Consider the following 24,510-nt stretch of genomic DNA (forward strand, 5'->3'; position numbering starts at 1 on the left):
ACATTTACTTTTTATCTTCATTTTGAAAATATGAAATATATTTCTCATTTATCTTGTTTTGTTAGGAAAAAAGATATAAAGTATCTCTTGCGGAATTCAGATTTTAAAGCTTTGATACAGAACAACCAAAAATAACACGAGGAACGTAATATGCAAAAATCAGACAAAGGCGACAACCAGCTGTTTAAACAAATTTCAACTCGATTAGAGAGACTTTCTAAATTAGATGCACACAATCCCAATAAAAATTTAGATGAAGAATTTCATAAAAAAGGCATAGATAGAAGAGATTTTATGAAATGGGCATCGGCAATGACGGCTACATTAGCTCTTCCAGCAAGTTTTGCTCCCTTGACTGCCAAGGCAGCTGAAATTGCCAATAGGCTTCCTGTAATTTGGTTGCATATGGCAGAATGTACCGGTTGTAGCGAAAGTTTATTGCGGACTGAAGACCCAAGTATTGATAGTATTATTTTTGATTATATCAATCTTGAATATCACGAAACAATTATGGCTGCAGCGGGTTATCAAGCTGAGCAGAATTTGGAAAATGCTATCAATAAACATAAGGGCAATTATATTTTGATGGTTGAAGGGGGGATTCCTCAAGGCACAGAATATTTTTTAACCATCGGTGCAGAAGGAGATACAGGAGCAGAAAAATGTAGGCACGCTGCAGAGGGTGCTGCTGCGATATTTGCCATTGGTACTTGCTCAAGTTTTGGAGGCGTACAGGCGGCATATCCTAATCCTTCCAATGCGAAGCCTTTAAGTAAAATCATCAATAAGCCCATTATCAACGTTCCTGGTTGTCCTCCGAGTGAAAAAAATATTGTCGGAAATGTGATGTATTTTATTATGTTTGGAACTTTGCCAGCACTCGATGCTTACAATCGACCCACTTGGGCATATGGGCATAGGATTCACGACTTGTGCGAAAGAAGAGGGCATTTTGATGCTGGTGAATTTGTGCAACAATTTGGAGATCAAAACGCACAGAATGGGTATTGTCTTTATAAAATGGGTTGCAAAGGACCTTATACATTCAATAACTGCTCCAAGCTTCGCTTTAACTCCCATACAAGTTGGCCTATACAGGCAGGTCACGGTTGCATAGGTTGTTCAGAGCCAAATTTTTGGGATACAATGAGTCCTTTTGAAGAACCCATTGGTAATAAAATGTTTCATACCGCCTATGATGGTATCGGAGCAGATAAAACTGCCAATACAATTGGAACTGTGATTTTAGCAGCAACTGCAGTCGGTATTGCCGCTCACGCGGTAGTTTCAAGCCTCGTAAAAAATAAAGACGAACAATAAGGGAGAAATAAAATGACAAAACGAATTGTAGTAGATCCGATCACAAGAATAGAGGGGCATTTAAGGATTGAAGTGATTGTTGATGAAAATAATGTGATTCAAGATGCATTTTCTTCTTCCACTCTTTTTAGGGGACTTGAGACAATTATTAAAAATCGTGATCCTAGAGATGCTGGCTTTATTGCCCAGAGGATTTGCGGGGTTTGTACTTATTCTCACTACAAAGCCGGTATTACAGCTGTTGAAAATGCTTTGGGAATCACACCGCCATTGAATGCACTTCTTGTTAGAAGTTTGATGAATATTGCTTTATTTTTACACGATCACGTCGTGCATTTTTATACTCTTCACGGACTTGATTGGTGTGATATTACTTCTGCACTTAAAGCAGATCCAGCAAAAGCTGCTAAAATTGCTTTTAAATATACTGATTATCCATTAGCTGTAGGAGAAGATGAGCTTAAAGCTGTACAAAAAAGAGTGACTGATTTTGTAAAACAAGGCGCTTTGGGACCTTTTAACAATGGTTATTGGGGGCATAAGACTTATCATTTTTCACCTGAACAAAATTTAATTGTCCTCTCCCATTATCTCAAGCTTTTAGAAATTCAAAGAGAAGCAGCAAAAATGACAGCTATTTTTGGAGCTAAACAACCCCATCCACAAAGTTTAACCGTTGGGGGCGTTACTTCTGTGATGGATATATTAGATCCAAGTCGTTTGGCAGAATGGAAGTTCAAATTTGAAAAAGTCAAAGATTTTGTGGATCGAGCTTATTATCCTGATCTTGTGATGGCAGGAATCATCTTTAAAGATGAGCAATCTGTAACCAAAGGGTGTGGTCTTAGGAATTTTATTGCTTATGAGGAAATTTTACTTGCTAAGGATAAGAATCTTTTAAGCACAGGAGTTGTTTTAAATGGTGATCTAAGCAAAGTACATCCGATTGATGAGAATTTAATCAAAGAAGAAGTTACCCATTCGTGGTATCAATACGAAAATACCAAAGAGATAGAACTCCAACCTTATGATGGACAAACAAATCCTAAATATACAGGCTTTAAAGAAGGTCAAAGTATCGGTCCTGAAGGCAAGCCTATCAATACAAAACTGCTTGATTTGAAAGGAAAATATTCTTGGATCAAATCTCCAAGATACAATGGGGTGCCTATGGAGGTTGGACCTTTAGCTTCAGTCGTGGTTGGTCTTGCATCAAAAAATCCTTATATTACAGAAGTTGCCACAAAGTTCCTAAAAGATACAGGCTTGCCTCTAGAAGCACTTTTTAGCACACTTGGAAGAACAGCAGCTAGATGCATTGAAGCCAAAGTGATTGTTGATAATGGATTAAAAACCTTAGATTCTTTGATAGAAAATCTAAAATCTGATAAACAAACTTGTGCTCCTTATGTTATCGATAAAGATAAGGAATACAAGGGAAGATATATCGGTCAAGTCCCTAGGGGAATGCTTAGCCATTGGGTAAGGATAAAAAATGGTGTTGTAGAAAATTATCAGGCCGTAGTTCCTTCAACTTGGAATGCTGGACCAAGAGATGCTAAAGGTCAGAAAGGACCATATGAAATGAGTCTTATCGGGACAAAAGTTGCAGATATTACCAAACCTTTAGAAATCATCCGAACAATCCACTCTTTCGATCCTTGCATAGCTTGTTCGGTTCATATGATGGATGTGAAAGGCAATAAAATCGGCGAATACAAAGTAGATCCTGCATTCGCAAGAATCTAGGAGGAAAAAATGAAAAATTCATCTTGTGAAGACAAAAGAGAGTTTCAAGCATATAAAGAGTTTTCTGGACTTACTAGGATATTCCATTGGATCAGGGCTTTTTCAATTTTTGGGCTTATTTTTACGGGTTTTTATATCGCATTCCCGTTTTTACAGCCCGAACCCAGCCCGCAACCGACAAATTTTTTGCAAGCTTATGTAAGAAGTTGGCATTTATTTTTGGGTTTTGCACTCATTGGGGTATCTATTTTTAGGGTTTATCTATTTATTTTTGATAAGACCAGCCATCCTGAAAGGATTTCATTTTTACAATGCCTTTCACCTCGTGTTTGGATTGATCAGATTAAAGCTTATCTTTTGGTAGGAAAACATCCCCATATTGAAGGGGCTTATAATCCTTTGCAATTTGTGACTTATTTTATTTTGGCTGTACTTGTTTTAATCATCTCATTAACTGGTGTGGTTTTATACTATAATGTTTATCATAATGGATTGGGTGCTGTTCTTGAAATCTGTTTCAAATGGTTTGAGGTTTTATGCGGGGGACTTGCAAATATCAGAATGATTCATCATATTGTAACGTGGGCTTTTATCATTTTTATTCCCGTTCATATTTATATGGTTGTTTGGAATTCTTTAAGATATCCAAATGGCGGTGCTGATGCAATGATTAGTGGCTTGAGATATAAAAAAGATCTAAAAGTTTAAAATTTGAAAATTTTAGTCTTAGGGATTGGAAATATACTATTTGGTGATGAAGGCATAGGTGTCCATCTTTCCAATCTTTTAAAGCTTAATTATGCTTTTGAAGGGAAACATCAAGTTGAAATAATTGATGGTGGGACGATGGCACAAGTTCTCATCCCAATCATTACCTCTTATGAGCGTGTTTTAATTCTTGATTGTGTGAGTGTTGCACAAGCGTGCGTAGGCGAAGTATATTATTTTGATTTTGATAATGTCCCTGAAATGATCACGTGGGCAGGTAGTGCTCACGAGGTTGAAATGCTCCAGACGCTTAAATTAACCCAGCTTTTAGGGGATCTCCCACCTGTAAAAATTATCGGTATTGTGCCAGAAGTTATCGGAGAAGAAACGGCTTTTAAACTTTCTTCTGAAGTCAAAAAAGGAGCTGTTTTGGCCGAAAAATTAGCAATTGAATATTTAACCCAATTGGGTGTAAGTGTCCGTAAAATTGATGATAGAGATTTGCAAGAAATTGCAGATTTTTCTTTTAGGGGTTATTAATGGTATTTGAGTTTCTTTTCTCTACCTCTAAAACCAAAGCCTCTATCAGCCATTTTATCGATTTTTTAGAATACCACGCTTCAAAAAAAAATCTAAAATTTGCCCATCGTTTTGATATTTTTACAAATCATAATTCTTACTCATTTTATTTGGAAACACAGCCACAAAAGGCACTTGAATTTGCCGAATATATCGGAGCAAGATTGCCAATGTCGCTTTATTTTAATTTTGTTTCACTTCAAACCCCACAAGATATTTCTTTAAAATGGCAAACCAATTCCGAAAAAATTCCCTCTTTTCCCGATGCTTTTGAAGTGGGGCAGATGTTAAATAAGGATTCTGAAAGTTTTTGTAGTTTGAATGGTTGGGTAAAAAATATTGAGTTTATGGGCGAAAATATCACTGAAACAAAATCTTTAATTGATATTTTTACCCGATTGGCTTTGCGTCTTAAAAATGGGGAATCTTTAAGAATTAAAACCTCTAGAGGCACCAAGCAATTTTCTTTTGTAAAAAAGTCTCAAAATATAATGTTTTGGGATCTTTCAAACATTTTAACCTATACTCGCATAGAAACTTCTCAATCCCATCTTTTGGCAAGTTATGAAAAACCTCTTACAAAGCTTTGCCCAAAAGAAGTTTTTGCCTCTTTGTTGCTCAAAGATCAAAATCCCTTTGAATTTAACGCCACACTTCCATATGATCTTGTTTTATCGCTTTTGGGTTTATTTGCTTTAGAATTGGAAATGGGGTATGTTTTTTTTGAGGATAGCTCTTCAAAATCTTTTGATTTAAGTTATGACCACTACCACTTGCCAAAGGCTTGTGAGATCACTATTAGCAGAGATGGATTATTGATAGATAGGGGAATCTCCAAGAAATCTAAAAACATTTTTGATTTGATTTCAAAACATTTCAAAGAAGAGTCTTTAAAGGATGAAAAAATCCATCAAAAAGGCACTCCTATCAAAAATCATCAAAAATTGATTGTATTTTTGAGCAAGAAACATCCGACTTGTTTTTGGATTAAAGATGCTGATTCTTATAAAACCGCCTTGCCAATTTGTTTTGAAACTAACCCTAAACTCATTCTTGAAAAGATACGCAATGATTACAAAGACGGGCAAAAACTTTTAAAAAACTATGAAGAGCATTTTAAAGATATCTTAACCCGTATTTCTTCTTTGTCTCACCAATCTTTGGAAAGCTCAAATATGATGGATATATTTTCGAGTGCTTGTTTTGTTTTGGGCTATTGTTCAGATTTTAAGCTCGGGGATGAAAGTATCTTAAATAATGCGAAAAAATTTGTTCGCGATAAAGGACCTAGAATTGATTTTAAACTCATTAAAGAAGATGAGATTTTAAAGCTTGATTATCCCAAAGTGATCCGTTCATCAATGAGTTTCCGAATAGCTGGACTTGATGAAGCTACTTTGAGTTATGGTTTCATTGATTCTATAGCGGAATTTTTAGGAAATTTTGTTCGAGATGTGAGCGTGAATTTTAATATAAAAAATGTTTTACTGTGCGGGGATATGCTGGGCGAAAAGATTTTTTTGGATAAAATATTGCATTATCTTCCAAAAAATATAGATCTTATCCTTCCAAAAGAGGGCTACATAGACTATAGTTAGGGTCATAGTGGATGTTAGAAATAATTTAGATTTTGTTCAAAATCAAGAGAACAATATCAATATTTTTATTAAAAAAATATATAGTCGAAATGTAGCCAATCTTGCTGTTATTGAGATTGATAATTTCAATGGAATCGGCATTGTTTATGGTATCAAAGCTATTTCAAAGATGGCAAAAAATTTTTGTCTCAAAGCATTGGATTTTTTCCCCAAAAATTATGAACTTTATACTTTGGGTTTTGGGGTTTTTGCTTTAGTGACCAATGAAAAAGTATCTTTAAAAACTTTTTTAAAAAACCTTAATGTTTTCAAAAATTTATTTGTAAAACACGAATTCACGATCAATGAAAAAGTTAAGATCTGCCTTTCACTTTATATTGGCGTTTCTTCTAAATACTCTCCAAGTGGGAATTCTAAGTATCGGTTTGATGTTTTAAGAGAAGCATTTTGCGCACTTTTGGATACTAAAAATTCCCATAAACATTTGATTGTATTTGATAAAACCCAAACAAGTTTAAAAAATATCCAAGAAAAAATCAAAATCACAAAACTTGTCTATCAAGCTTTTGTTGATGATGCTTTAATCCCTTATTTTCAACCCATAGTTGATTTGAAAACTGGGGCAATCTTTAAATATGAAGCCCTTGCAAGGATTCAAACCTCTGATAATAAGCTGATTTATCCTAAGGATTTTTTTAAAGTCCTCAAGCATACTGTTGTGTATGTCCAAGCTGTGAAGCGTTTGATTCAAAAAGCTTTTAATGTTGTTGTTCAAAAAGGGATTAGTATCTCCATTAATTTAAATGTAGCAGATATTGAAGATCCAGAAATATCTGAATGGTTGCTAGATGAGATATCAAAAAGGAATTTGGGCAATTTAGTGACCATTGAAATCACTGAACACGAAAGAATCAAAGATTTTGCCAAGCTATCTAATTTCTTTAAAAAAATCAGAAAAACAGGTGCTAAAATCGCCATAGATGATTTTGGTTGCGGTTATTCCAATCTTGAAATCGTTATGCATATTCCGATAGATTTTATCAAGATTGATGGCAGTTTTATCATTGATATTGACCAAGATCCCCATAAAGCTCAAATAGTAGCTGGTATCGTAAATTTTGCAAAAGCTTTGAAAATTGCTACCATAGCTGAATTTGTAAGCACGAGAGAAATTTATAAAAAAGTCAAATCTTTAGAAGTTGATTATGTTCAAGGTTATTTTACCGGCAAACCGATAAATTTGGAGCAAAATATGTTAAAATCTCAATAAAATACGGGAACGATTTGATGAGATTTGAAATGCTTTATAGCAAGATACATCGCGCTAAAGTAACAGATGCCAATTTAAATTACGTAGGCTCAATTACCATTGATTCTGAACTTGCCAAGAGTGCAGGGCTGATTGAGGGTATGAAAGTTGAAGTGCTTAATATTAATAATGGCGAACGTTTTAGCACTTATGTTATTTTGGGTCTTCCAAATTCAGGTGAAATTTGTTTGAATGGAGCAGCAGCCCGAAAGGCTCAAATAGGTGATATTGTCATCATTGTTGCGTATGCTGGGTATGAAAAATCCGAACTGCAAGACTATGCTCCTACTATTGTGATGGTAGATGGAAGCAATAAGATATTATCGATAAAAAAAGAGGTGTGAAATGTTTGATCCTGAACAGTTTGGGAATCTTTTTGGAAATATGCAAAAAGAATTTTCTAATCTGGAAGAAAAGGCAAAAGAAACGATTATCACTGCTAAAAGCGGGGGTGGGCTTGTAAGTGTGAGTATCAATGGTGCAGGCGAACTTGTCGATATTGTTATTGATGATGGTTTGCTTCAAGATAAGGAGTCTTTGCAAATCCTTTTAATCAGTGCGATCAATGATGCTTATAAAAGCGTCGAAGAAAATAAAAAGTCTATGGCGTTTCAAATGCTTGGCGGGCTTCCGTTTGGAACGAAATAATGCCCAACCCTCCTATCCTAAAGAGTTTATTAATTTTTTGGATTGTATCAGGAGTTTTTGGTTATGACTTTTCTTATTGTGTCAAATATTATGATGAGGCCACGATTTCTCAAGGAGGACAGCACGCAGTTTCTATCAAGACTTCCAAAGGAAATGTGTCCTTGCTTTTTTCTCCAAGCCCTCCAATAGGGGTTAAGATTTTAAAAGCCGATCCTTTTGTGGGATTGTATCTGATTGAGACTCGTCCTCCAAAATATGCTTACCATATTTCAAAAATTGATGATTATGCCAAGAAAAAAGAGCTTTCAAGCATTGCTTCTAAGGTTTCTTCTAAGGGCAGGATCATAAAAGCCCAAAGTGGCTTTACCCATTACGCCCAATTTTCTGTTCCTGTTCTTAGAAATGGAGTTGTAGGGAATATTTGTTATCAGATTTATGGGATTGGAGTAGGGGGAAAATATTTTATTGATAAAACCTATTTAGATAGATTTTTAAACCAAAAATCGCCTTATTATGGGGATATAGGCGTCAGAGTTGTACAAAGAGACAAATATGTTATCGTACGCCAAGTCGATCCTTTTTTTGAACACAATCCTTTTTTGCCTGGAGATGTAATTTTATCTGTTAATGGCAAAGCTTTAAATTCTTATGCAGACTTTGAATGGGTTGTAAGCAATCTGCCCTACAAAAAACCTGCCGAAATCCTTTTAATCAGAAACAATCAAAAAAAGAAAATAAAAGTTTTGACAGATAAGCGTTACGGAGGATTTTTACTTTCGGATACTTTTTTGGAAAGATTTGGAATTTGGCTTGATCAAAATCTTACGATCACACGCATTGATGAAAATCCTTCAAAAAAACTTGATTCTTTTAGGGTCGGTGACAAAATTATTTGGATCGATAAAAAACCCGTATTAAAAGAAAGCGATGATTCTTTTGCAAAAGCAGATGACTCTTTAAGGAGTGCTTTAAGCAAGGCAGGCTTGAAAAAAAATATAGAAGTCTTGATTATGCGCAACGGATTAGAATTTTATTTAAAATTGTGAGGAAAATATGGATGTGAATTTTTATCGGGAAACTTGCACTGCATTTGATAAATTTCTTATTGCTTTTAAGCCTGAAATAAAAGGTTTTCATCCTTATTTTGAGCATTCATTTTGGGAAATGATAGAAAATGGGGGTAAAAGATTTCGCCCCAAGCTTTTGCTTTCAGTTGTCTGTGCGCTCAATCCAGCTTTGAGTAAAAATGCTTTTTTGCCCGCTTTGGCTTTAGAGTGCTTGCATACTTATTCTTTGATCCACGATGACTTGCCTGCTATGGATAATGCTTCTTTGCGAAGAGGGCATCCTACATTACATCAGAGCTATGATGAAGTGACGGCTATATTGGTTGGAGATGCTTTAAATACTTATTCTTTTTATCTTTTGAGCCAAGCACGTCTTGATGATGGAGTAAAAATCAGACTCATTAGAGAACTTTCTGATAAGGGTGGGATTGGAGGTATGGTAATAGGGCAGGCAATGGATTGTTTTTTTGAGAACCAAACCCTTGAAATTCAAAAGCTTCAAGAAATTCATTTAAACAAAACTGCTAAAGTGATCGCATCGAGCTTAAAAATGGGCGCTATGATTTCTAATGTTTCTAAAGATTTGGAAGACATTTTGAGTGATTTCGGGCTGAAATTAGGGCTTTATTTTCAAATACGCGATGATATTATCGATGTAACCCAATCTGAAGTGCAAGCAGGGAAGACAACCCAGCACGATAAGGGTAAAAACAGCTATGTGAATTTATTGGGACTTGAGGGTGCAAATGGAAGCATCAAAGACCTTCAAAATGAGATTTTAGAGAATTTAAACGGATTTGATAAGCGTTTAAAAGAAAATCTTAACGATTTACTGAAGGATTATCTATGAAAAGAAAAATACTTCTGACCAATGATGATGGTTATGACTCCAAAGGTCTTTTGGCGTTAAGGGACGCTTTGAGTGAGATAGCCCAAGTCTTTATTGTGGCTCCTTCAAGTGAAAAATCTGCTTGCGGGCACGGGCTTACACTGACAAAACCTTTGAGATTTGTCAAGATTGATGATAATTTTTTCAAGCTTGATGATGGAACGCCTGCTGATTGTATTTATCTTGCACTCAACACGATCTATAAAGAAGCACTTCGCCCTGATTTAGTGATTTCAGGGATTAATTTGGGTTCAAATATGGGAGAAGATATCACGTATTCAGGAACTGCTGCAGGAGCGATGGAGGGAGTGATTCAAGATATCCCATCGATAGCAATTTCACAGGTGATGAGAGATAAAAATTTGGTTGATACATTTGATTTTGCTTTGGCTAAAAAAGTGATTTATGAAATTGTCAAAAAGATTTTTGATGCTAGTTTTCCCTTAGGAAAGAGAAAATTTTTAAACATCAATGTTCCTCAAATCAATGTCTCTGAGTTTAAGGGCTATAAGATTGCCCAAAAAGGTTATAGGCTTTATGGAAATGAAGCCCATCTCAATCGTAACCCTAGAGGGCAGGAGTATTATTGGTTGGGCTTGCACCCGCTTGCGTGGGATGAAAGAAAAACTCCCGAAAACAGAATTTCAGACTTTAGTGCCGTGCATCAAGGGTATGTTTCGATTACCCCAATTACTTTAGATATGACGAGCTATGAAGATATGGATTCTTTGGAAATATGGTTAAAATGATTATTCTGCCGATATTCTTTTATAGATTATATTTTGGAGAATCTTGATGAAATTGAAGATATTGGTTTTTATTTCGTTGATCGGGCTATTTTTTGGCTGTACCAACAAGCTAAATATGGGGTATTATTCAGTAATTGAAAAAAATTATATTTTTAATGCTAATGCCCCGATTGCTGTTGTTTATGATAAAAATGATCTTCTTTCTGCCTATTATGTTGATTTGATTGTCTATGAGCTACAAAGACAAGGTTTTGTCGGTGTTTATAAGCAGTCAGATTTGCCATTAAAGGATGCTAAAAACGCTATTTTTATAAAGTTATTTCGAAGCATTCGGTCTTATCCGAATATAAATTATAGCTATTCTATGATTGATGATGGCGTATCGCAAGCTTGTTATTGGTATGGAGATCAGTTTTATTGTGGTGCGAAGACAAATAAAACGTTTGCTTTGAGTGGCTATTCAGAAAGCTTTAATTATCTCTCAAGCTATCATTTTGTTTTGGATTGGTATGATTTGAATTTAAAAAAGCGTGTCTTATATATTGATGGGAGCGTCAATGGAAAAACGTGCGGCTATAATCTTTTATTCAGAGATTTAATCAGCCACACGATTACAAGGATTGATTTTTCTCGTCCTGAACGCTATCAATATTATTCTGACCTTCCTTATTATTGGCCTTGCCGTTAAGTGATGACAGAGGAGTCTGTATGGTAATTCGGCGTTCTTTTGGTTTTTGTGCTTCTCATATTGTGCGTAATTGCACTTCTAAGAGATGTTCTACAAGCATTCACGGGCATAATTACAAAGTTGAGATTTTTGTGGGTGCAGATTCTTTAGATAGTGCTGGTATGATTCTTGATTTTGGAATTTTTAAAAATCAAATCGCTGATTTTATTGATGGGTTTGATCACGCCCATCATTTTTGGGATAAAGAAGAACCTGATTTTATAGATTTTATCCTCAAAAATTCCGCAAGATATATCAGACTTTCACTCAATCCAAGCGCTGAAAACTATGCTTTGATATTGCTGTTTTATATTGATAAGATTTTAGGTGCGACTGAATTTGGAAATTCTGAAGGAGCAATAAAAGTGACTTCTGTGCGTATCCACGAAACCGATCACGGCTATGCAGAAGCCTTTAGAGAGGACTTAAACAATCCAAATTTTATGAAGCACATCTCTTTAGATTCGGTAGAATTTTCAGAACAGATACGCCTTGAATGGAGAGATTCTGATATGCTTGAAAAGCTGAAAGCTTATGATTGCCATTCTTTGCAAAAACCTTTTAAAAACCCCCTCCCTTTACATCAGATTAAAATTTAATGTTACCCATTTCTGAGATTTTTTACAGCCTGCAAGGAGAGGGTGAGTTTATCGGCACTCCTAGCGTATTTGTAAGGCTTGGAGGGTGCAATCTTACGTGCAGGGGATTTGGGATTAAAAGTCGGTTCAAAGATAGAGAGTTTTTGGGTTGTGATAGCATTTATGCAGCAAATTCGGCTTTTTCAAAAGAATGGCAATTTTATGAAAACAGCACTGATCTCATAGAAAAAATAAAGTCATTTTCTCAAACAAAATTTGATGTGATCTTGACAGGAGGGGAGCCAAGCTTGCATTTTAAAAATCCCATTTTATCCCAAACCATAAAATATTTTTTGCAAAGAGAACATCGGGTTTGTGTAGAAAGTAACGCAAGTGTAAAATTTAAGTTTGATGAGGTTTTAAAACACCTTTATTTTACTTTGAGTGTTAAGTTAAGCAATTCTGGTGAACCTCTTGAAAAAAGGATAAAACCTTACGTGATCCAAGAAATTATTGACAATGCTTATAGTGTGGTTTTTAAATTTGTCTGCAATGCCCAAATGTGTCGAAACAAAAAAGTTATCGAAGAAATCAAGGATCTACTCTCTAAACTTTCACTCAAGGGAAATAAAATTTTTTTAATGCCACAAGGAACGACAGAAAAGGAATTGAATGAAAATATCAAAGAGATTTATCCAATTTGCCTCCAAGAGGGCTTTTGTTTTTCCGACAGGCTTCATATTCGAATATGGGGGGATAAAAGAGGATTTTGAGAGGGGCTAAAACAGCGCCTCATCCATTTCTTCAGGCTTAGATAATCCCATCAATTTTAGTACTGTGGGAGCAATGTTATTCAAACCGCCATCTTTGATTTTCTCCACCCCTTCTCCCATCACAAAGCAATAAACATCGCCAATAGTGTGATTGGTAAGCATATTGCCTGCATCATCTTTCATTTCTTCACAATTTCCGTGATCGCTTGTAATTACAAATGCGTAATTAAGTTCTTCGGCACATTTAATAATGTTTCCAAGCTCAGTATCAAGAGCTTCGACTGCATTGATAGCAGCTTCTAAGTTTCCTGTATGCCCTACCATATCTCCGTTTGCGAAATTAACCACAATCAAATCAGTACCCATCTGCATAAATTTCTGAACAGCTTGAGAAACCTCTGCAGCACTCATTTGCGGGCATAGATCATAAGTGCTGACTTTTGGGCTTGGGATAAGTACTCTGCTTTCATTGGTAAAAGGTTCTTCAATCCCCCCATTTAAAAAGAAAGTAACGTGAGCATATTTTTCAGTTTCAGCAACGTGAGCTTGGGTAAGGTTAGCATTTGAGACGATTTCAGCCAATGTATTTCGGATTTTTTCCTTAGGAAAGAATACTGGATAGGAAAATTTTTCATCATAGCAAGTCATTGTTGCGATATTGAGGCGAACTTTTTTATTCCTTTCAAAGCCCTCAAAATTCGTATTCCCAATAGCCTCAATAATTTCTCTAGCACGATCACTCCTAAAATTTGTAAAAATAAATCCTTCTCCATCATTCATACCCGCATAATCTTTGAAGCTTGCAGGCAAAATGAATTCATCAGTAATATTTTGAGAATACATATTTGTTATGTATTCCATCGCACAAAGCGGGCTTGGATTTTTTGCTGTCACAATGCTCTCATAAGCAATTTTCACACGATCCCAACGTTTATCTCTATCCATTGCATAAAATCGCCCACAAATTGTTGCTATTTTTATATCTTCAGAACAGATCGCACAAATTTTTTCAATATAAGTTTTTGCACTTTTAGGAAGAACGTCTCTACCATCAGTAATGAGATGAAGCCAAACTTTTTTACCCGCTTTTTGGAGCAGCTTGGCGATAGCAAGAAAATGATCTAAATGCGAATGCACACCCCCATCGCTGATTAGACCGCATAAATGAATGATTTTTGAATGATTGGTTACAGATTGAAAAGCGGGATTTTCTTCAATTTGATGGTTTTGAATAGCTAAAGAAATTTTGACCAAATCCTGATAAAGAATCCTGCCAGATCCAATGCACATATGCCCTACTTCAGAATTTCCCATTTGTCCCTCAGGAAGACCCACGCTCATTCCATAGGTTTTAATCAAAGAATGAGGAATATTTTTAAACATCCACTCATAAGTGGGCTTTTTTGCCTGATAAAAAGCGTTGTATTGGGTTTTGGGGTTATGCCCGATACCATCAGTAATAACCAGAAGAGTTTTTTGTGCCATTGTTTTTCCTTGTAATTTCGGTTTTTTTATTTTAACTCAAAATTTTTTAAGGTTCGGGCATAATGAAGAATTTTTCTTGTTTAGTTTGGTTTGAGGAGGGCTTAGTTTTTGTATTTTGAAGCTCTTTGATGGTATTTTTGATATTTTGATTTTTATTTTCAAGTTCTATTTTTAAGGTATTGTTGTGTGTTTTGGTGTATTTGGGGATAAAATTACGGAGTTTAAGAACATTCATTCTGATGTCTTGATAGTAAGCTTCAGCTATCTTATCAATGCGTTTGTTTTTTTCCCAGCTAAACCCTTTATTATAGGATTTCACCATATCCTTATAATTCCCATCGCGTCTTTTTTGCCAATAAAGCAAAGTATCTAGAGCGACTTTTGAAGCAAACTCGCTATCACGCATCAAAAGCTCCCCGACTAAATTCCTAATAAAACTTGTATCCTTATATTTTCCGTATTTTTTGATGACTCCAGGTATATGAGCGTGATAGATTCCTGCGCTTGGATCGGAGAAATTTACCATATATTCGCCCGCACACGATTCCTTCCAGGCAATAGCTGCCATTGTATAACCCAATCCTTTTGGCGCACCATAGTTATAGGCGTATAAAATGACTTGCTTTTGTCTTTCGTTAAAATTTTTAGGATCAACGCATTTGCCCTCTATTTTATAAAGAGGAAGCTCAGCATACGCAGGAATAAGAAACACCAAAAGTATTAAAATCTTTTTGATCAATAAGCCTTTATTTGGGATTATGATTGAATATTTAAGATAAAACCTTTTATTAAGTTCTAAAGATATATAATACAAAAAGATAATGAATAAGAATTTTAAAATATACCACCATAAAAATTGAAGCCAATACATAGACTTGCATTGGTCTTTAGACATAGAAATATAGTTCAGCCTCAAAGGAGTGATTTTGAATACAGAGGATTTGTTGGTAGAAATTCTGCTTGAAGAATTACCTGCTCTGCCGTTTTTGAAGGAATTTCCCAATATTGCACAAAAATGGGAGAAAGTCTTAGAAAAGTACGACTTATCAAGCAAAACTCAAGTATTTTATACACCCAGACGCATTACAATATTTTGCCCTTCTTTTTCTGTGATGACTCCACAGAGGGAAGAAGAGTTTTTTGGTCCTCCCATTGGAATAGCCTATGTCGATGGAGATATAAAAAAAGGTTTGAGCAAAGCAGGTGAGAGTTTTTGCAAAAAGTGCCAAGTGTCTATACAAGATTTAAAAACCACCCATAAAGATGGCAAAGAAGTCTTATATTTTTCAAAACAAATTCAAGGCATCCAAGTAGCGAGCCTTCTTCCTGAAATCATCACCGATTTTTTAGAAAGCTTAAATTTTGGAAAATCAATGCGATGGGGTCGCATCAAGAAAAGCTTTATCCGTCCGATCAGAAATATCTGCATTCTTTTTGGCAATCAAGATATAAAAATGGAAGCCTATGGTTTTAACGCCAAAAAAGCGACAAAAATCCATTCTGATAAGAGTTTCCAATGGCAAGAAGTAAGCAGCATTCCAAATTATTTTGACACTCTTCAAAAGGGCTGTGTGATTCTTTCGCAAGAAGATCGCAGGGCAAAAATTTTGCAAGATTTAAAAAATCTTCAAAAAGATCAAAATATTGAAGTTGAAATCGATAAAGAGCTTTTAGAAGAAATCGTTGCAATCACAGAGTATCCAAGAGCTTTATATGGGCAGTTTGATGAAAATTTTTTAACTCTTCCTCCTGAAGTCATCATCACTTCAATGAAAGAAAATCAACGTTATTTTGCAATCAAAAAAGATGGAAAACTTCACAATGGTTTTATCGTAGTGAGCAATTCTACGGCTTCAGATGTGACAAAAATCATTCTGGGGAATCAAAAGGTTTTAAGAGCAAGATTAAGCGATGCAATGTTTTTTTATCAAAACGATCTTTTAAGAGGGCTACTTCCTGATGGGCTTGAAAAAGTCGTTTTTGTCGAAGGATTAGGCACTCTCAAAGACAAGGCAGAACGCGAGAAAAAAATCGCACTTTATTTGGTTGAAAAATATCAGGAATTTTTACCCACCCCTTTAGAAGAGGCTAAAAATCTGATGGCACGCACGCTTGATATTTCAAAAGCAGATTTGCTTAGTGAGATGGTTTATGAATTTCCCGAACTTCAAGGATTGATGGGTTATTATTACGCCAAAGCTCAAGATGAAAACCAAAATATTTGCCTTGCCATTAAAGAGCAGTATCTGCCTATAGGTGAGAATTCTATGCTACCATCTGAAATGTTTTCATCAATCGTAGCGATTTCAAGCAAGCTTGATAGTATTTTTTCGCTTTTTAGTATCGGAAAAATCCCCACAGGTTCAAAAGATCCTTTTGCACTCAGGCGAGCAGCTACAGGCGTGTTAAAAATTGTCTTAGAATATAAAATCCCCTTTGATTTGCATAAAGACATTAAAAATCTTTTTGATTGCGTGGGTTATCAACCTTTAGACATCTCTTTGATTGAAGATTTTTTTATCGAGCGTTTCGAAGGAATTATGGCACTAAACCCCTCAATTTATAGAAGCGTTTTAAGTAGTGGCGAACGTGAAGTTTGTGCCATAATCCTTAAAGCCTCTGCCTTAAACAGATTCTTTGAAAATGCAAACAAAGAAGCCTTTATCAGCACCTTTAAGCGGGTTGCAAATATTACCAAAGAAATGAAAAACGCTCAAAAAATCAATCAAAGTCTTTTAAAACAGCCTGAAGAACTCCATCTTTATGAGGCCTATGAGGCGATTGAAAAGAGGAGTTTTGGGAGTATTGATGAGAAAATTCAAGCCTTATTTTCACTCAAAAAACCCCTTGATGCATTTTTTCAAAACGTATTGGTAAATGACAGCGACGATTCAATCAAAGAAAATCGCAAAAACTTGATTTTTAGTATTTATCAAAAATTCTTACAAGTAGGCGATGTCAAAGAAATTGCGTTTTAAGCGGGCATATAATGAGTTTTTGCCGCAAAGCTATCTTGCTTTCTCAAGTTGTTTTCTTTTTTGCAAGTGCGCAAACTCAAAGCGAATTTGGGACTTTTGATGCACAGATTGGATTTTTCAGTTCAGGAGGTTTTGGCAGGTATGATCAAAGTGATCTTAGAGGCGGTTATACCAATCTTTTTGGAACATTTGAAATCAAAAGCAAGGAATTTTTCGGATTTGAATTTGGGGTGGGCGTGAGTGCGACAGGGCTTTTACATAAAGTCAAAAATAAAGATATTTATTCAGATATTGTAAATGATATCGTTGGTATCGGCTTTAGGATTAATAACGATGAAGCGAAGGATTTCAGATATACCAGCACGGGATTTTTGTTTCACACGCTTTATGCGCGCTACAAAAACGATTGGGGGAGTTTGAATATGGGAAGATTTCCCCTTAGTCTTGAATGGATCGGAGATTATGTGGAGGGCGTGAGTGCAGTGATTGACAGATTTGAAGATTGGACAATCCAAGCAGGGTGGTTTGATGCCCAAGCCTATGCAAATGCCCAAGAAAATATCAGCTTTGGCTATATCAATTATTGGTATAATCATTACGAGGGTTATCAAATTAAAAATAACTATTTCTTAGATGTTAAGTATCACCATCACTTACTTGATTTAAATCTGTATTATAATTATTTTGATACTCTTTTGTATATGGTGGGTATAAGAACTGATTGGAATTTAGCTTATGGAGAATGGGAGTTTAAAACGCGTTTGCATTACGTTTTTGTCAATGCTTCCAAACAATCAACCCAATATTGTAACAATCCATCTTTAAATGAATTGGCAGGATTGGCGTGTTATGTTCCTGAAAGTATGGGAAGTGTAGCGGGTTATTTATGGCAGGTTGAGCAGGCTTTCAAGTATAAAGGTCTTCATTTTGCGCTAGGCTATTTGCAAAATGACAAGAGAAATGCTACAAATAATCTTCCCATTTATGCCGATGATAATCCCCTAGAATACAATACTGTCGTTTATGGCGAAGGGGCAAAAACAGGCTATGCAACCATCAGATATGATTATAAAGGCAGGTATTTTTTAGGGTTGAAATATGGAATAAGCTATTATGGAAATGTAGAAGATAAGTCCTCTCAAGGTCAGTTCAATGCACTTTGTGGTATTGTACTCAAACAGATGGATATTTCTTTGGGTTATATCAATATTGATGATGCCAATGGGTATAAAAACAATATTGCTAAAGTATGGTTGGGATTTAAATTCTAACCACATACTCTTGACACAAACATAATGAAAATATTGTTTAATTCTTGTCTAAATTTTAGTTCGGAGTAGCGATGAATGGTTTGAAGATAGGTTTATTAGTGTGCGGGCTTTTTATGGGTGCTTTTGCCCACGAGATCAGTTTAAGCACTTTTGTCAAAGCTGTGGAGAGAAACTCAATTGAACTCATAGGGAAAAAGGCCGAATATGAAAGTCTTCTTGAAAATCAAAGATCTTTAATTGCTTGGGATTATCCCTATGTTGAAACAGATGTTTCGATGGTAAAAAACAATCAAGGCAATATGGCACCCCAAACTACAGCACTTTTAATGCTAATACCCAAGCTTCCTTGGGTCAGCACGATGCTTTATCAAAGTCTGCATATCAAGACAATCCAATACAAAAAGAGTTATGAACTGAGTAAAAATCTAGTTTTTATCGCCGCAAAACGCCTTTATTTGAACTATGTTATCACGAAAGAAAAGTACGATATCTATACCCAAAGGGAAAATAACTATCTCTCCCAACTCAAAATTGCAAAGGACAAAGTCGATGCAGGCAGTATGTCCAAAAAAGACTATATCAATTTTAGAAACTCCTATTTGGAATCAAAATTAGCTAAAACCAATGTCGAATCAATGTTAATCAATTTAGAAAAAACCCTTGATACCCTTTTGGCGATCGTAGAACCAAACCCCGACAATGCCAATTTCAGTGTTTTTTTAGATGATGCCCATAGTGTCAAGGTATCAGGTTTGGGGTTTGAATATGTCAAGATAGAAGATTCAGGTTTGAAACAAATCCTTGATCATTCCTTATATGTCGATATCATTGATTTAAGTGCAAAAGATTATCAAACCAATGCCAAACTTGCCAATAGAGACAGATTTAATACTTTAGAAGTAGGAGCAGGAGTAGAAAATGCCAACTCCTCAACCAATGTTTCCCTAAAGTTTCAAATTCCCTTGCCCCTAACCCCTAAAAATACGCACTTGAAAAGAAAATATATGGCACTTGAAAGCGGAGCGCTTGCACAAAGTGAAGTGATCAAAAGAAATATCAGAATACAAACAAATTCTTATATGAGCCAACTCAAAAATAAAGAAAAATACATAGAGATTCAAAAAGAAAATATCCAAAATAAAAAGCATTTGATGGAAATGGGAAAAATCGCCTATGAATCCCAAAAAATCGGTTTATTTGAGTATTTGATTTATCAAAATTCCTATATGGATGCCTTGATTGCTTTAGCAGAAGCAAAGCTTGATTATGTCAATACGACTGCATTATTAGAAGAAACTTTGGGTAAAAGCTTGACAGATATAGGAGAAAATAAATGAAACGATGGTTGTTTTTAGTTGTTCTTGTCCCATTTTTATGGGGATATGATGCAATAAAAATATCAAAAGAGCAACTCAGTGATCTTGGAATTAAAGTCATCACCATTGATGGAAACATCTCAGGCAAAGGCTTACCTTTCAATGCCTATATTGATTTTGACAATAAAAGCTCATCAACCCAAAGCTCAAGCTTTGATGCGATTGTTACTGCTCTTTATAGACGCGAGGGCGAAAATGTCAAAGAGGGCGAAGTGATTTGTGAAATCAGTTCGATTGATTTGAATAATTTGTATTTTGAACTTCAAAACACTCAAAACAGGCTAAAAGTTGCCAAAGATGTGACCCAAAAAGACAGAGATCTTTATAAAGCAGGCGTGATCTCAAAGCGAGAATATCAGGTAAGCTATTTAGCAAGCCAAGAAATGGAGCTTAAAGTCAGGCAGATTGAATCCACTTTTAAGATTTTTGGTATCGACCCAAAAAACCCCAAAGGCAAATATGGGTTTCGCGTAGTTGCCCGAGATAGTGGTATTTTATCGGTTGCCCCTAAGAACACAGGAGATAAAATCCCAGCCTTTACCACCTATATCAGAATATCAAAAAATGATGACTTGCTTGCTAGAATCAAGCTTCCCATCAGCGTTTCAGGATTCATCAAAAAAGGTTCGGCAGTATTTGATGAAAATGGCAAGAAAATCGGCGTGATCCAATCCATATCCGTTGTACTTGATAAAGCCTCTAATACCATTCTTGCCACAGCATTGATCGATCAAGGGAATTATCGTGTCGGTGAAATGCTTGATGTTTATATTGAGGGGATAAAGCCTGAAGGCTCTATCGTGATTCCCTCAAACGCACTCATCAAAAACGGCTCAGATTACCTTGTATTTATCCGCACAAAAGATGGTTTTATGCCCACGCCCGTTCATATTATTGAAGAGAGAAATAATTTATTTGTCATTGATGATAAGTCTGTCAAAATAGGCGATAAAGTAGCCGCAGGTGCTTTGATTGCACTCAAAGGCATCATCAACAATATAGGCGATGAGTGATGTTAGCTAAAATCATTGAATTTTCACTCCGTCAAAGGATTATGGCCATCATTTGTGCTTTTGTTTTGCTGTTTTTTGGAACCTATAGTTTTATCACTATCCCAATTGATGCATTTCCCGATGTGTCCTCAACGCAAGTCAAGATTGTCTTGAAGTTACCAGGTATGTCACCAGAAGAGATGGAAAATCGGGTCGTTCGTCCTTTGGAAATGGAACTTTTAGGCTTACAAGGGCAAAAATCTTTGCGAAGCACTTCCAAATATGCCATTGCTGATATCACGATTGATTTTGATGATAAAGTCAATATTTATTTAGCTAGGAATATGGTCAATGAAAAGCTTTCAATGATTCTTCCAGAATTACCTGATGGCGTTGATGGCGGGATGGCACCCATCGTTACCCCGCTTTCAGATATGTTTATGTTTACCATAGATGGGGATTTGCCCGAAGTAGAAAAACGCCAATTGCTTGATTTTGTGATTCGCCCAGCTTTACGTACGATTAAAGGGGTTGCTGATGTGAATTCTTTGGGAGGTTATTCCAGAGCCATCGTGGTTGTCCCAGATTTTAACGATATGGCAAGGCTCGGGATTTCCATATCCGATCTTGAAAACGCCCTCAAAGCCAATCTCAAAAACGATGGCGCAGGCAGGGTCGATAGAGATGGCGAAACTTTTTTGGTAAAAATCCAAACAGCAGCCATCAACGAAGATGAAATCAAAAGCATCACAATACCCACAAATACCGGCTATATCCATATCGGCGATTTTGCCAATGTGATTTCAAACTACCGCACGAGATTAGGTTTTGTGACCAAAGATGGAATAGGAGAAACGACAGAGGGGTTAGTGCTTTCTTTAAAGGGAGCAAACTCCAAAGAAGTGATTGTTAATGTCAAGAAAAAATTAGAAGAATTAAAGCCCCTACTACCCAAAGGCGTAAAAATCAACACCTTCTATGATCGTTCCGAACTCACGCAAAAGGCTGTAGATAATGTTTCAAAGACACTCATAGAAGCGATTGTTTTAATCATCATCACGCTATTTTTATTTTTGGGCGATTTACGCGCAGCAGCAGCAGTAAGCGTGATTTTACCTCTGTCTTTAGCAGTGGCATTTATTTTGATGAAAAGTAGCGGTATCAGTGCGAACCTGATGAGTTTAGGTGGGCTTGCCATCGCCATTGGTATCCTTGTAGATTCTGCAGTTGTTGTGGTTGAAAATGCATTTGAAAAACTCAGCACAAACAAATCCACCACCAAGCTCCACGCTCTCTATCGTTCTTGCAAAGAAATTGCTGTATCAGTTGTAAGCGGGATTATAATCATCATCATATTCTTTGTTCCCATCCTTTCTCTTGAAGGTTTAGAAGGAAAAATGTTTGGTCCTTTAGCCTCAAGTATTGTATTTGCCCTCTTAGGGTCTTTAGTGCTCTCCATCACAATTATCCCAGTAGTAAGTTCGATTGTGCTGAAAGTAAAAGAACATAAAGAAACATTTTTGACAAGATTTTTTTATCGCCTCTATAATCCAATGCTCAATTTTTCTCTAAACCATTCTAAGATAATGTTTATAGGCGCAGCTATTTTTCTGATTGGAAGCTTTTCACTTTTTCCTTTTGTGGGCAAGGCATTTATGCCTACTCTTGATGAAGGAGATGTCGTTTTGACCGTTGAGACCACACCCTCAATTTCTCTAAATCAGTCCAAAGAGCTGATTTTAAAAATCGAGAAAAAAATCCATCAAAGTATCCCTGAAGTCAAAACAATCGTAGCCAGAACAGGATCAGATGAACTTGGTTTGGATTTAGGTGGATTGAATCAAACCGATATGTTCATTTCTTTTAAGCCCAAAGATGAGTGGGAAGTCAAAAACAAAACAGAGCTTATCAATAAAATTTCAAATTCTTTAGAAGACTTTAAAGGCATCAGCTTTATCTTTACCCAGCCCATTGATATGAGAATATCAGAAATGCTTACAGGTGTTCGCGGGGATTTAGCGATCAAGATTTTTGGCGATGATATTGATAAACTCAACGAATTAAGCTCTCAAATCGCAGAGCTTTTAAAAGGCATTCAAGGATCTAGCGAGGTCTTTACCACACTCAATCAAGGGGTAAATTATCTCTATATCACCCCCGAACGCCACGCAATGGCAAATGTTGGGATTACCAGTGATGAATTTTCTAAATTTATGAAGTCTTCTTTAGAAGGCTTGGTTGTCGAATACATTCCCACAGGCTTTGCCCGCACACCTGTCATCATCAGACAAAGCAGTGAAATTTCCACTGACATCACAAAGCTAAAGAGCCTTGAAATGGCTTCAAATAGAGGTTATGCTGTCCCCATCACTTCGATTGCAAACATCAGTGAGGTCGATGGACCCGTTACCATTATTCGAGAAAACAGCCGTCGTATGAGTGTCGTAAGGAGTAACGTTGTCGATAGGGATTTAGGTGGTTTTGTCGATGAGATAAAAACCAAAGTTGCAAGCCAAATCAAACTCCCCCAAAATTATTTCATCACCTACGGCGGGCAGTTTGAAAACCAACAGCGTGCCAACGCAAGATTAGCAACCGTAATCCCCATCAGCATTTTAGTGATATTTTTTATTCTATTTTTTACCTTTAAAAGTATCCCTTTAGCATTATTGATTCTACTCAACATCCCTTTTGCGATTACAGGTGGTTTGATTTCATTATTTTTATCAGGCGAATACATTTCAGTGCCTGCAAGCGTTGGTTTTATCGCACTTTTTGGGATTGCTGTGTTAAATGGTGTGGTAATGGTGGGGTATTTCAAAGAGCTAATCAAACAAGGAAAAAGCATTGATGAAACCGTTTTGATCGGGGCAAAAAGAAGACTGCGTCCAGTTTTGATGACAGCATTCATCGCTGCTTTAGGATTAGTGCCGATGTTGCTTTCTCACGGCGTCGGCTCTGAAGTGCAAAAACCTTTGGCAATCGTGGTTTTAGGCGGTTTGGTGACTTCAAGTGCTTTGACCTTACTGCTTTTGCCTCCAATGTTTCGCGCACTTGCTAAGAAAATCAAGCTTTAAGAGAGGTTCCAAATGGCTTTACTTGAAATTTATGCTGATACCAAGCTTAAAGATGGCATTGTAGATAGATTGCTTGAAGATGGCTTTGATGATTTTTATTATTTTGAATGTTACAAATATGCCGCTACTTCTCTACTTTTGAGCGAAAAAGAACAAGTGAGCGGCAGGAAAGACTATGGACTTTTTAAAATGTTTGTTGCCGATGCAGTTGGTTTGAGTCTTGCAGAGAGAATTTATGAGCTTTTTGGAAAAACTGAAGTCCGAATTCTTTTTTATCCTGCCCCAAAAGAACTATAAATTCCTTGATAATAAAAGTTTCACAAGCCATTATGGCTCTAAAGTATCTTTTTACACCTTCACCTTGATAATTTTTATTTAAAATCAATCAGTTTTAAATAAAAATCGACATCAAAATCAAATTTAAATATCAAAATTCCTCCATATTTTTATCCCAAACAGATTTTTTATCCATTTTTATAATATTATATTTTCATTAAAACTAAAACTATAAATTATCTTAGTAAATCATTTCAACCAAATTAACCATTAAAATCTCAAAAAAATGTCAATTCAATTGTATAAACTAGGAGTTATAAAAAAATAATTAATGAATAATTTAATAAAAATATGTTTTAAT

The 24,510-nt window shown here is 35.9% G+C and carries 22 protein-coding genes; 20 read left to right on the forward strand and 2 right to left on the reverse strand.

What is annotated here, in order from left to right; all coding sequences use genetic code 11:
* The first annotated feature begins 150 nt into the window (after window positions 1–150).
* Genes BKH41_RS07300 through BKH41_RS07365 form a run of 14 tightly spaced genes read left to right on the forward strand, consistent with a single transcriptional unit; the run spans window position 151 to window position 12,694 of the window.
* A complete protein-coding gene (locus BKH41_RS07300) occupies window positions 151–1,320 on the forward strand; it encodes a hydrogenase small subunit (RefSeq protein ID WP_095298499.1) in 1,170 nt (389 codons plus the stop codon).
* Between the two features lie 12 nt (window positions 1,321–1,332).
* On the forward strand, window positions 1,333–3,069 hold the full coding sequence (locus BKH41_RS07305; RefSeq protein ID WP_095298501.1) for a nickel-dependent hydrogenase large subunit: 1,737 nt from the start codon (window positions 1,333–1,335) through the stop codon (window positions 3,067–3,069).
* 9 nt (window positions 3,070–3,078) lie between these two features.
* Window positions 3,079–3,777, forward strand: coding sequence for a Ni/Fe-hydrogenase, b-type cytochrome subunit (cybH, locus tag BKH41_RS07310; RefSeq protein ID WP_095298503.1), 699 nt, complete (start codon window positions 3,079–3,081; stop codon window positions 3,775–3,777).
* Window positions 3,778–3,780: 3 nt separating this feature from the next.
* Window positions 3,781–4,317 (forward strand): HyaD/HybD family hydrogenase maturation endopeptidase, encoded by a 537-nt coding sequence (locus BKH41_RS07315; protein WP_095298505.1) that lies wholly within the window; start codon window positions 3,781–3,783, stop codon window positions 4,315–4,317.
* Window positions 4,317–5,954: a hypothetical protein gene (locus BKH41_RS07320; protein ID WP_095298507.1), complete on the forward strand. Its 1,638-nt coding sequence runs from the start codon at window positions 4,317–4,319 to the stop codon at window positions 5,952–5,954. The genes BKH41_RS07315 and BKH41_RS07320 overlap by 1 nt, the downstream gene beginning before the upstream one ends.
* Window positions 5,955–5,961: 7 nt before the next feature.
* Complete coding sequence (locus BKH41_RS07325; protein ID WP_095298509.1) at window positions 5,962–7,224, forward strand: EAL domain-containing protein; 1,263 nt, start codon at window positions 5,962–5,964, stop codon at window positions 7,222–7,224.
* Between the two features lie 17 nt (window positions 7,225–7,241).
* On the forward strand, window positions 7,242–7,607 hold the full coding sequence (gene panD, locus BKH41_RS07330) for an aspartate 1-decarboxylase (RefSeq protein WP_095298511.1): 366 nt from the start codon (window positions 7,242–7,244) through the stop codon (window positions 7,605–7,607).
* A gap of 1 nt (window position 7,608) precedes the next feature.
* Window positions 7,609–7,911 (forward strand): YbaB/EbfC family nucleoid-associated protein, encoded by a 303-nt coding sequence (locus BKH41_RS07335; RefSeq protein ID WP_095298516.1) that lies wholly within the window; start codon window positions 7,609–7,611, stop codon window positions 7,909–7,911.
* Window positions 7,911–8,957, forward strand: a complete 1,047-nt coding sequence (locus BKH41_RS07340; RefSeq protein ID WP_095298518.1) for a PDZ domain-containing protein — start codon at window positions 7,911–7,913, stop codon at window positions 8,955–8,957. The genes BKH41_RS07335 and BKH41_RS07340 overlap by 1 nt, the downstream gene beginning before the upstream one ends.
* A gap of 7 nt (window positions 8,958–8,964) precedes the next feature.
* The gene (locus BKH41_RS07345; RefSeq protein ID WP_095298520.1) at window positions 8,965–9,828 is read left to right on the forward strand and encodes a polyprenyl synthetase family protein; all 864 of its coding nucleotides are present in this window, start codon (window positions 8,965–8,967) and stop codon (window positions 9,826–9,828) included.
* Window positions 9,825–10,616, forward strand: coding sequence for a 5'/3'-nucleotidase SurE (gene surE / locus BKH41_RS07350; protein WP_095298522.1), 792 nt, complete (start codon window positions 9,825–9,827; stop codon window positions 10,614–10,616). The genes BKH41_RS07345 and surE overlap by 4 nt, the downstream gene beginning before the upstream one ends.
* A 46-nt stretch (window positions 10,617–10,662) precedes the next feature.
* On the forward strand, window positions 10,663–11,304 hold the full coding sequence (locus BKH41_RS07355; protein ID WP_095298524.1) for a hypothetical protein: 642 nt from the start codon (window positions 10,663–10,665) through the stop codon (window positions 11,302–11,304).
* A gap of 20 nt (window positions 11,305–11,324) precedes the next feature.
* The gene (locus BKH41_RS07360; RefSeq protein WP_095298526.1) at window positions 11,325–11,942 is read left to right on the forward strand and encodes a 6-carboxytetrahydropterin synthase; all 618 of its coding nucleotides are present in this window, start codon (window positions 11,325–11,327) and stop codon (window positions 11,940–11,942) included.
* A complete protein-coding gene (locus BKH41_RS07365) occupies window positions 11,942–12,694 on the forward strand; it encodes a 7-carboxy-7-deazaguanine synthase QueE (protein ID WP_095298528.1) in 753 nt (250 codons plus the stop codon). Before BKH41_RS07360 ends, BKH41_RS07365 begins: the two co-directional genes overlap by 1 nt.
* Before the next feature lie 6 nt (window positions 12,695–12,700).
* Here the strand turns inward: BKH41_RS07365 and gpmI are convergent, their stop codons facing one another.
* Both gpmI and BKH41_RS07375 read right to left on the reverse strand, forming a co-directional pair.
* Window positions 12,701–14,179 carry a 2,3-bisphosphoglycerate-independent phosphoglycerate mutase gene (gene gpmI, locus BKH41_RS07370; RefSeq protein WP_095298530.1) on the reverse strand — a complete coding sequence of 493 codons (1,479 nt, stop codon included), beginning with the start codon at window positions 14,177–14,179 and terminating at the stop codon, window positions 12,701–12,703.
* 46 nt (window positions 14,180–14,225) lie between these two features.
* Entirely contained in the window at window positions 14,226–14,918 is a 693-nt protein-coding gene (locus BKH41_RS07375; RefSeq protein ID WP_095298575.1) for a hypothetical protein, read from the reverse strand.
* 187 nt (window positions 14,919–15,105) lie between these two features.
* Between BKH41_RS07375 and glyS the strand changes: the two genes are divergently transcribed.
* From glyS to BKH41_RS07405, 6 genes are all read left to right on the forward strand, one after another.
* Complete coding sequence (gene glyS / locus BKH41_RS07380) at window positions 15,106–17,157, forward strand: glycine--tRNA ligase subunit beta (RefSeq protein ID WP_095298533.1); 2,052 nt, start codon at window positions 15,106–15,108, stop codon at window positions 17,155–17,157.
* Between the two features lie 11 nt (window positions 17,158–17,168).
* A complete protein-coding gene (locus BKH41_RS07385; protein ID WP_095298535.1) occupies window positions 17,169–18,428 on the forward strand; it encodes an Opr family porin in 1,260 nt (419 codons plus the stop codon).
* Window positions 18,429–18,541: 113 nt separating this feature from the next.
* Window positions 18,542–19,765 carry a TolC family protein gene (locus BKH41_RS07390; protein ID WP_257875440.1) on the forward strand — a complete coding sequence of 408 codons (1,224 nt, stop codon included), beginning with the start codon at window positions 18,542–18,544 and terminating at the stop codon, window positions 19,763–19,765.
* Window positions 19,762–20,817, forward strand: a complete 1,056-nt coding sequence (locus BKH41_RS07395) for a sodium:proton antiporter (protein WP_095298540.1) — start codon at window positions 19,762–19,764, stop codon at window positions 20,815–20,817. Before BKH41_RS07390 ends, BKH41_RS07395 begins: the two co-directional genes overlap by 4 nt.
* On the forward strand, window positions 20,817–23,873 hold the full coding sequence (locus BKH41_RS07400) for an efflux RND transporter permease subunit (protein WP_095298542.1): 3,057 nt from the start codon (window positions 20,817–20,819) through the stop codon (window positions 23,871–23,873). Before BKH41_RS07395 ends, BKH41_RS07400 begins: the two co-directional genes overlap by 1 nt.
* Before the next feature lie 12 nt (window positions 23,874–23,885).
* Window positions 23,886–24,170: a DUF3240 family protein gene (locus BKH41_RS07405; protein WP_095298544.1), complete on the forward strand. Its 285-nt coding sequence runs from the start codon at window positions 23,886–23,888 to the stop codon at window positions 24,168–24,170.
* Window positions 24,171–24,510: the final 340 nt, after the last annotated feature.

The sequence above is a fragment of the Helicobacter sp. 12S02232-10 genome (genome assembly GCF_002272895.1).
Classification (GTDB): Bacteria; Campylobacterota; Campylobacteria; order Campylobacterales; family Helicobacteraceae; genus Helicobacter_J.

Bases quoted from the DNA above. Each gene is read 5' to 3' on its own strand.
- BKH41_RS07300 (WP_095298499.1), top strand. From the start codon at position 151: ATGCAAAAATCAGACAAAGGCGACAACCAGCTGTTTAAACAAATTTCA.
- BKH41_RS07305 (WP_095298501.1), top strand. From the start codon at position 1,333: ATGACAAAACGAATTGTAGTAGATCCGATCACAAGAATAGAGGGGCAT.
- cybH (WP_095298503.1), top strand. From the start codon at position 3,079: ATGAAAAATTCATCTTGTGAAGACAAAAGAGAGTTTCAAGCATATAAA.
- BKH41_RS07320 (WP_095298507.1), top strand. From the start codon at position 4,317: ATGGTATTTGAGTTTCTTTTCTCTACCTCTAAAACCAAAGCCTCTATC.
- panD (WP_095298511.1), top strand. From the start codon at position 7,242: ATGAGATTTGAAATGCTTTATAGCAAGATACATCGCGCTAAAGTAACA.
- BKH41_RS07335 (WP_095298516.1), top strand. From the start codon at position 7,609: ATGTTTGATCCTGAACAGTTTGGGAATCTTTTTGGAAATATGCAAAAA.
- BKH41_RS07340 (WP_095298518.1), top strand. From the start codon at position 7,911: ATGCCCAACCCTCCTATCCTAAAGAGTTTATTAATTTTTTGGATTGTA.
- BKH41_RS07345 (WP_095298520.1), top strand. From the start codon at position 8,965: ATGGATGTGAATTTTTATCGGGAAACTTGCACTGCATTTGATAAATTT.
- surE (WP_095298522.1), top strand. From the start codon at position 9,825: ATGAAAAGAAAAATACTTCTGACCAATGATGATGGTTATGACTCCAAA.
- BKH41_RS07355 (WP_095298524.1), top strand. From the start codon at position 10,663: ATGAAATTGAAGATATTGGTTTTTATTTCGTTGATCGGGCTATTTTTT.
- BKH41_RS07360 (WP_095298526.1), top strand. From the start codon at position 11,325: ATGGTAATTCGGCGTTCTTTTGGTTTTTGTGCTTCTCATATTGTGCGT.
- BKH41_RS07365 (WP_095298528.1), top strand. From the start codon at position 11,942: ATGTTACCCATTTCTGAGATTTTTTACAGCCTGCAAGGAGAGGGTGAG.
- gpmI (WP_095298530.1), bottom strand. From the start codon at position 14,179: ATGGCACAAAAAACTCTTCTGGTTATTACTGATGGTATCGGGCATAAC.
- BKH41_RS07385 (WP_095298535.1), top strand. From the start codon at position 17,169: ATGAGTTTTTGCCGCAAAGCTATCTTGCTTTCTCAAGTTGTTTTCTTT.
- BKH41_RS07390 (WP_257875440.1), top strand. From the start codon at position 18,542: ATGGGTGCTTTTGCCCACGAGATCAGTTTAAGCACTTTTGTCAAAGCT.
- BKH41_RS07395 (WP_095298540.1), top strand. From the start codon at position 19,762: ATGAAACGATGGTTGTTTTTAGTTGTTCTTGTCCCATTTTTATGGGGA.
- BKH41_RS07400 (WP_095298542.1), top strand. From the start codon at position 20,817: ATGTTAGCTAAAATCATTGAATTTTCACTCCGTCAAAGGATTATGGCC.
- BKH41_RS07405 (WP_095298544.1), top strand. From the start codon at position 23,886: ATGGCTTTACTTGAAATTTATGCTGATACCAAGCTTAAAGATGGCATT.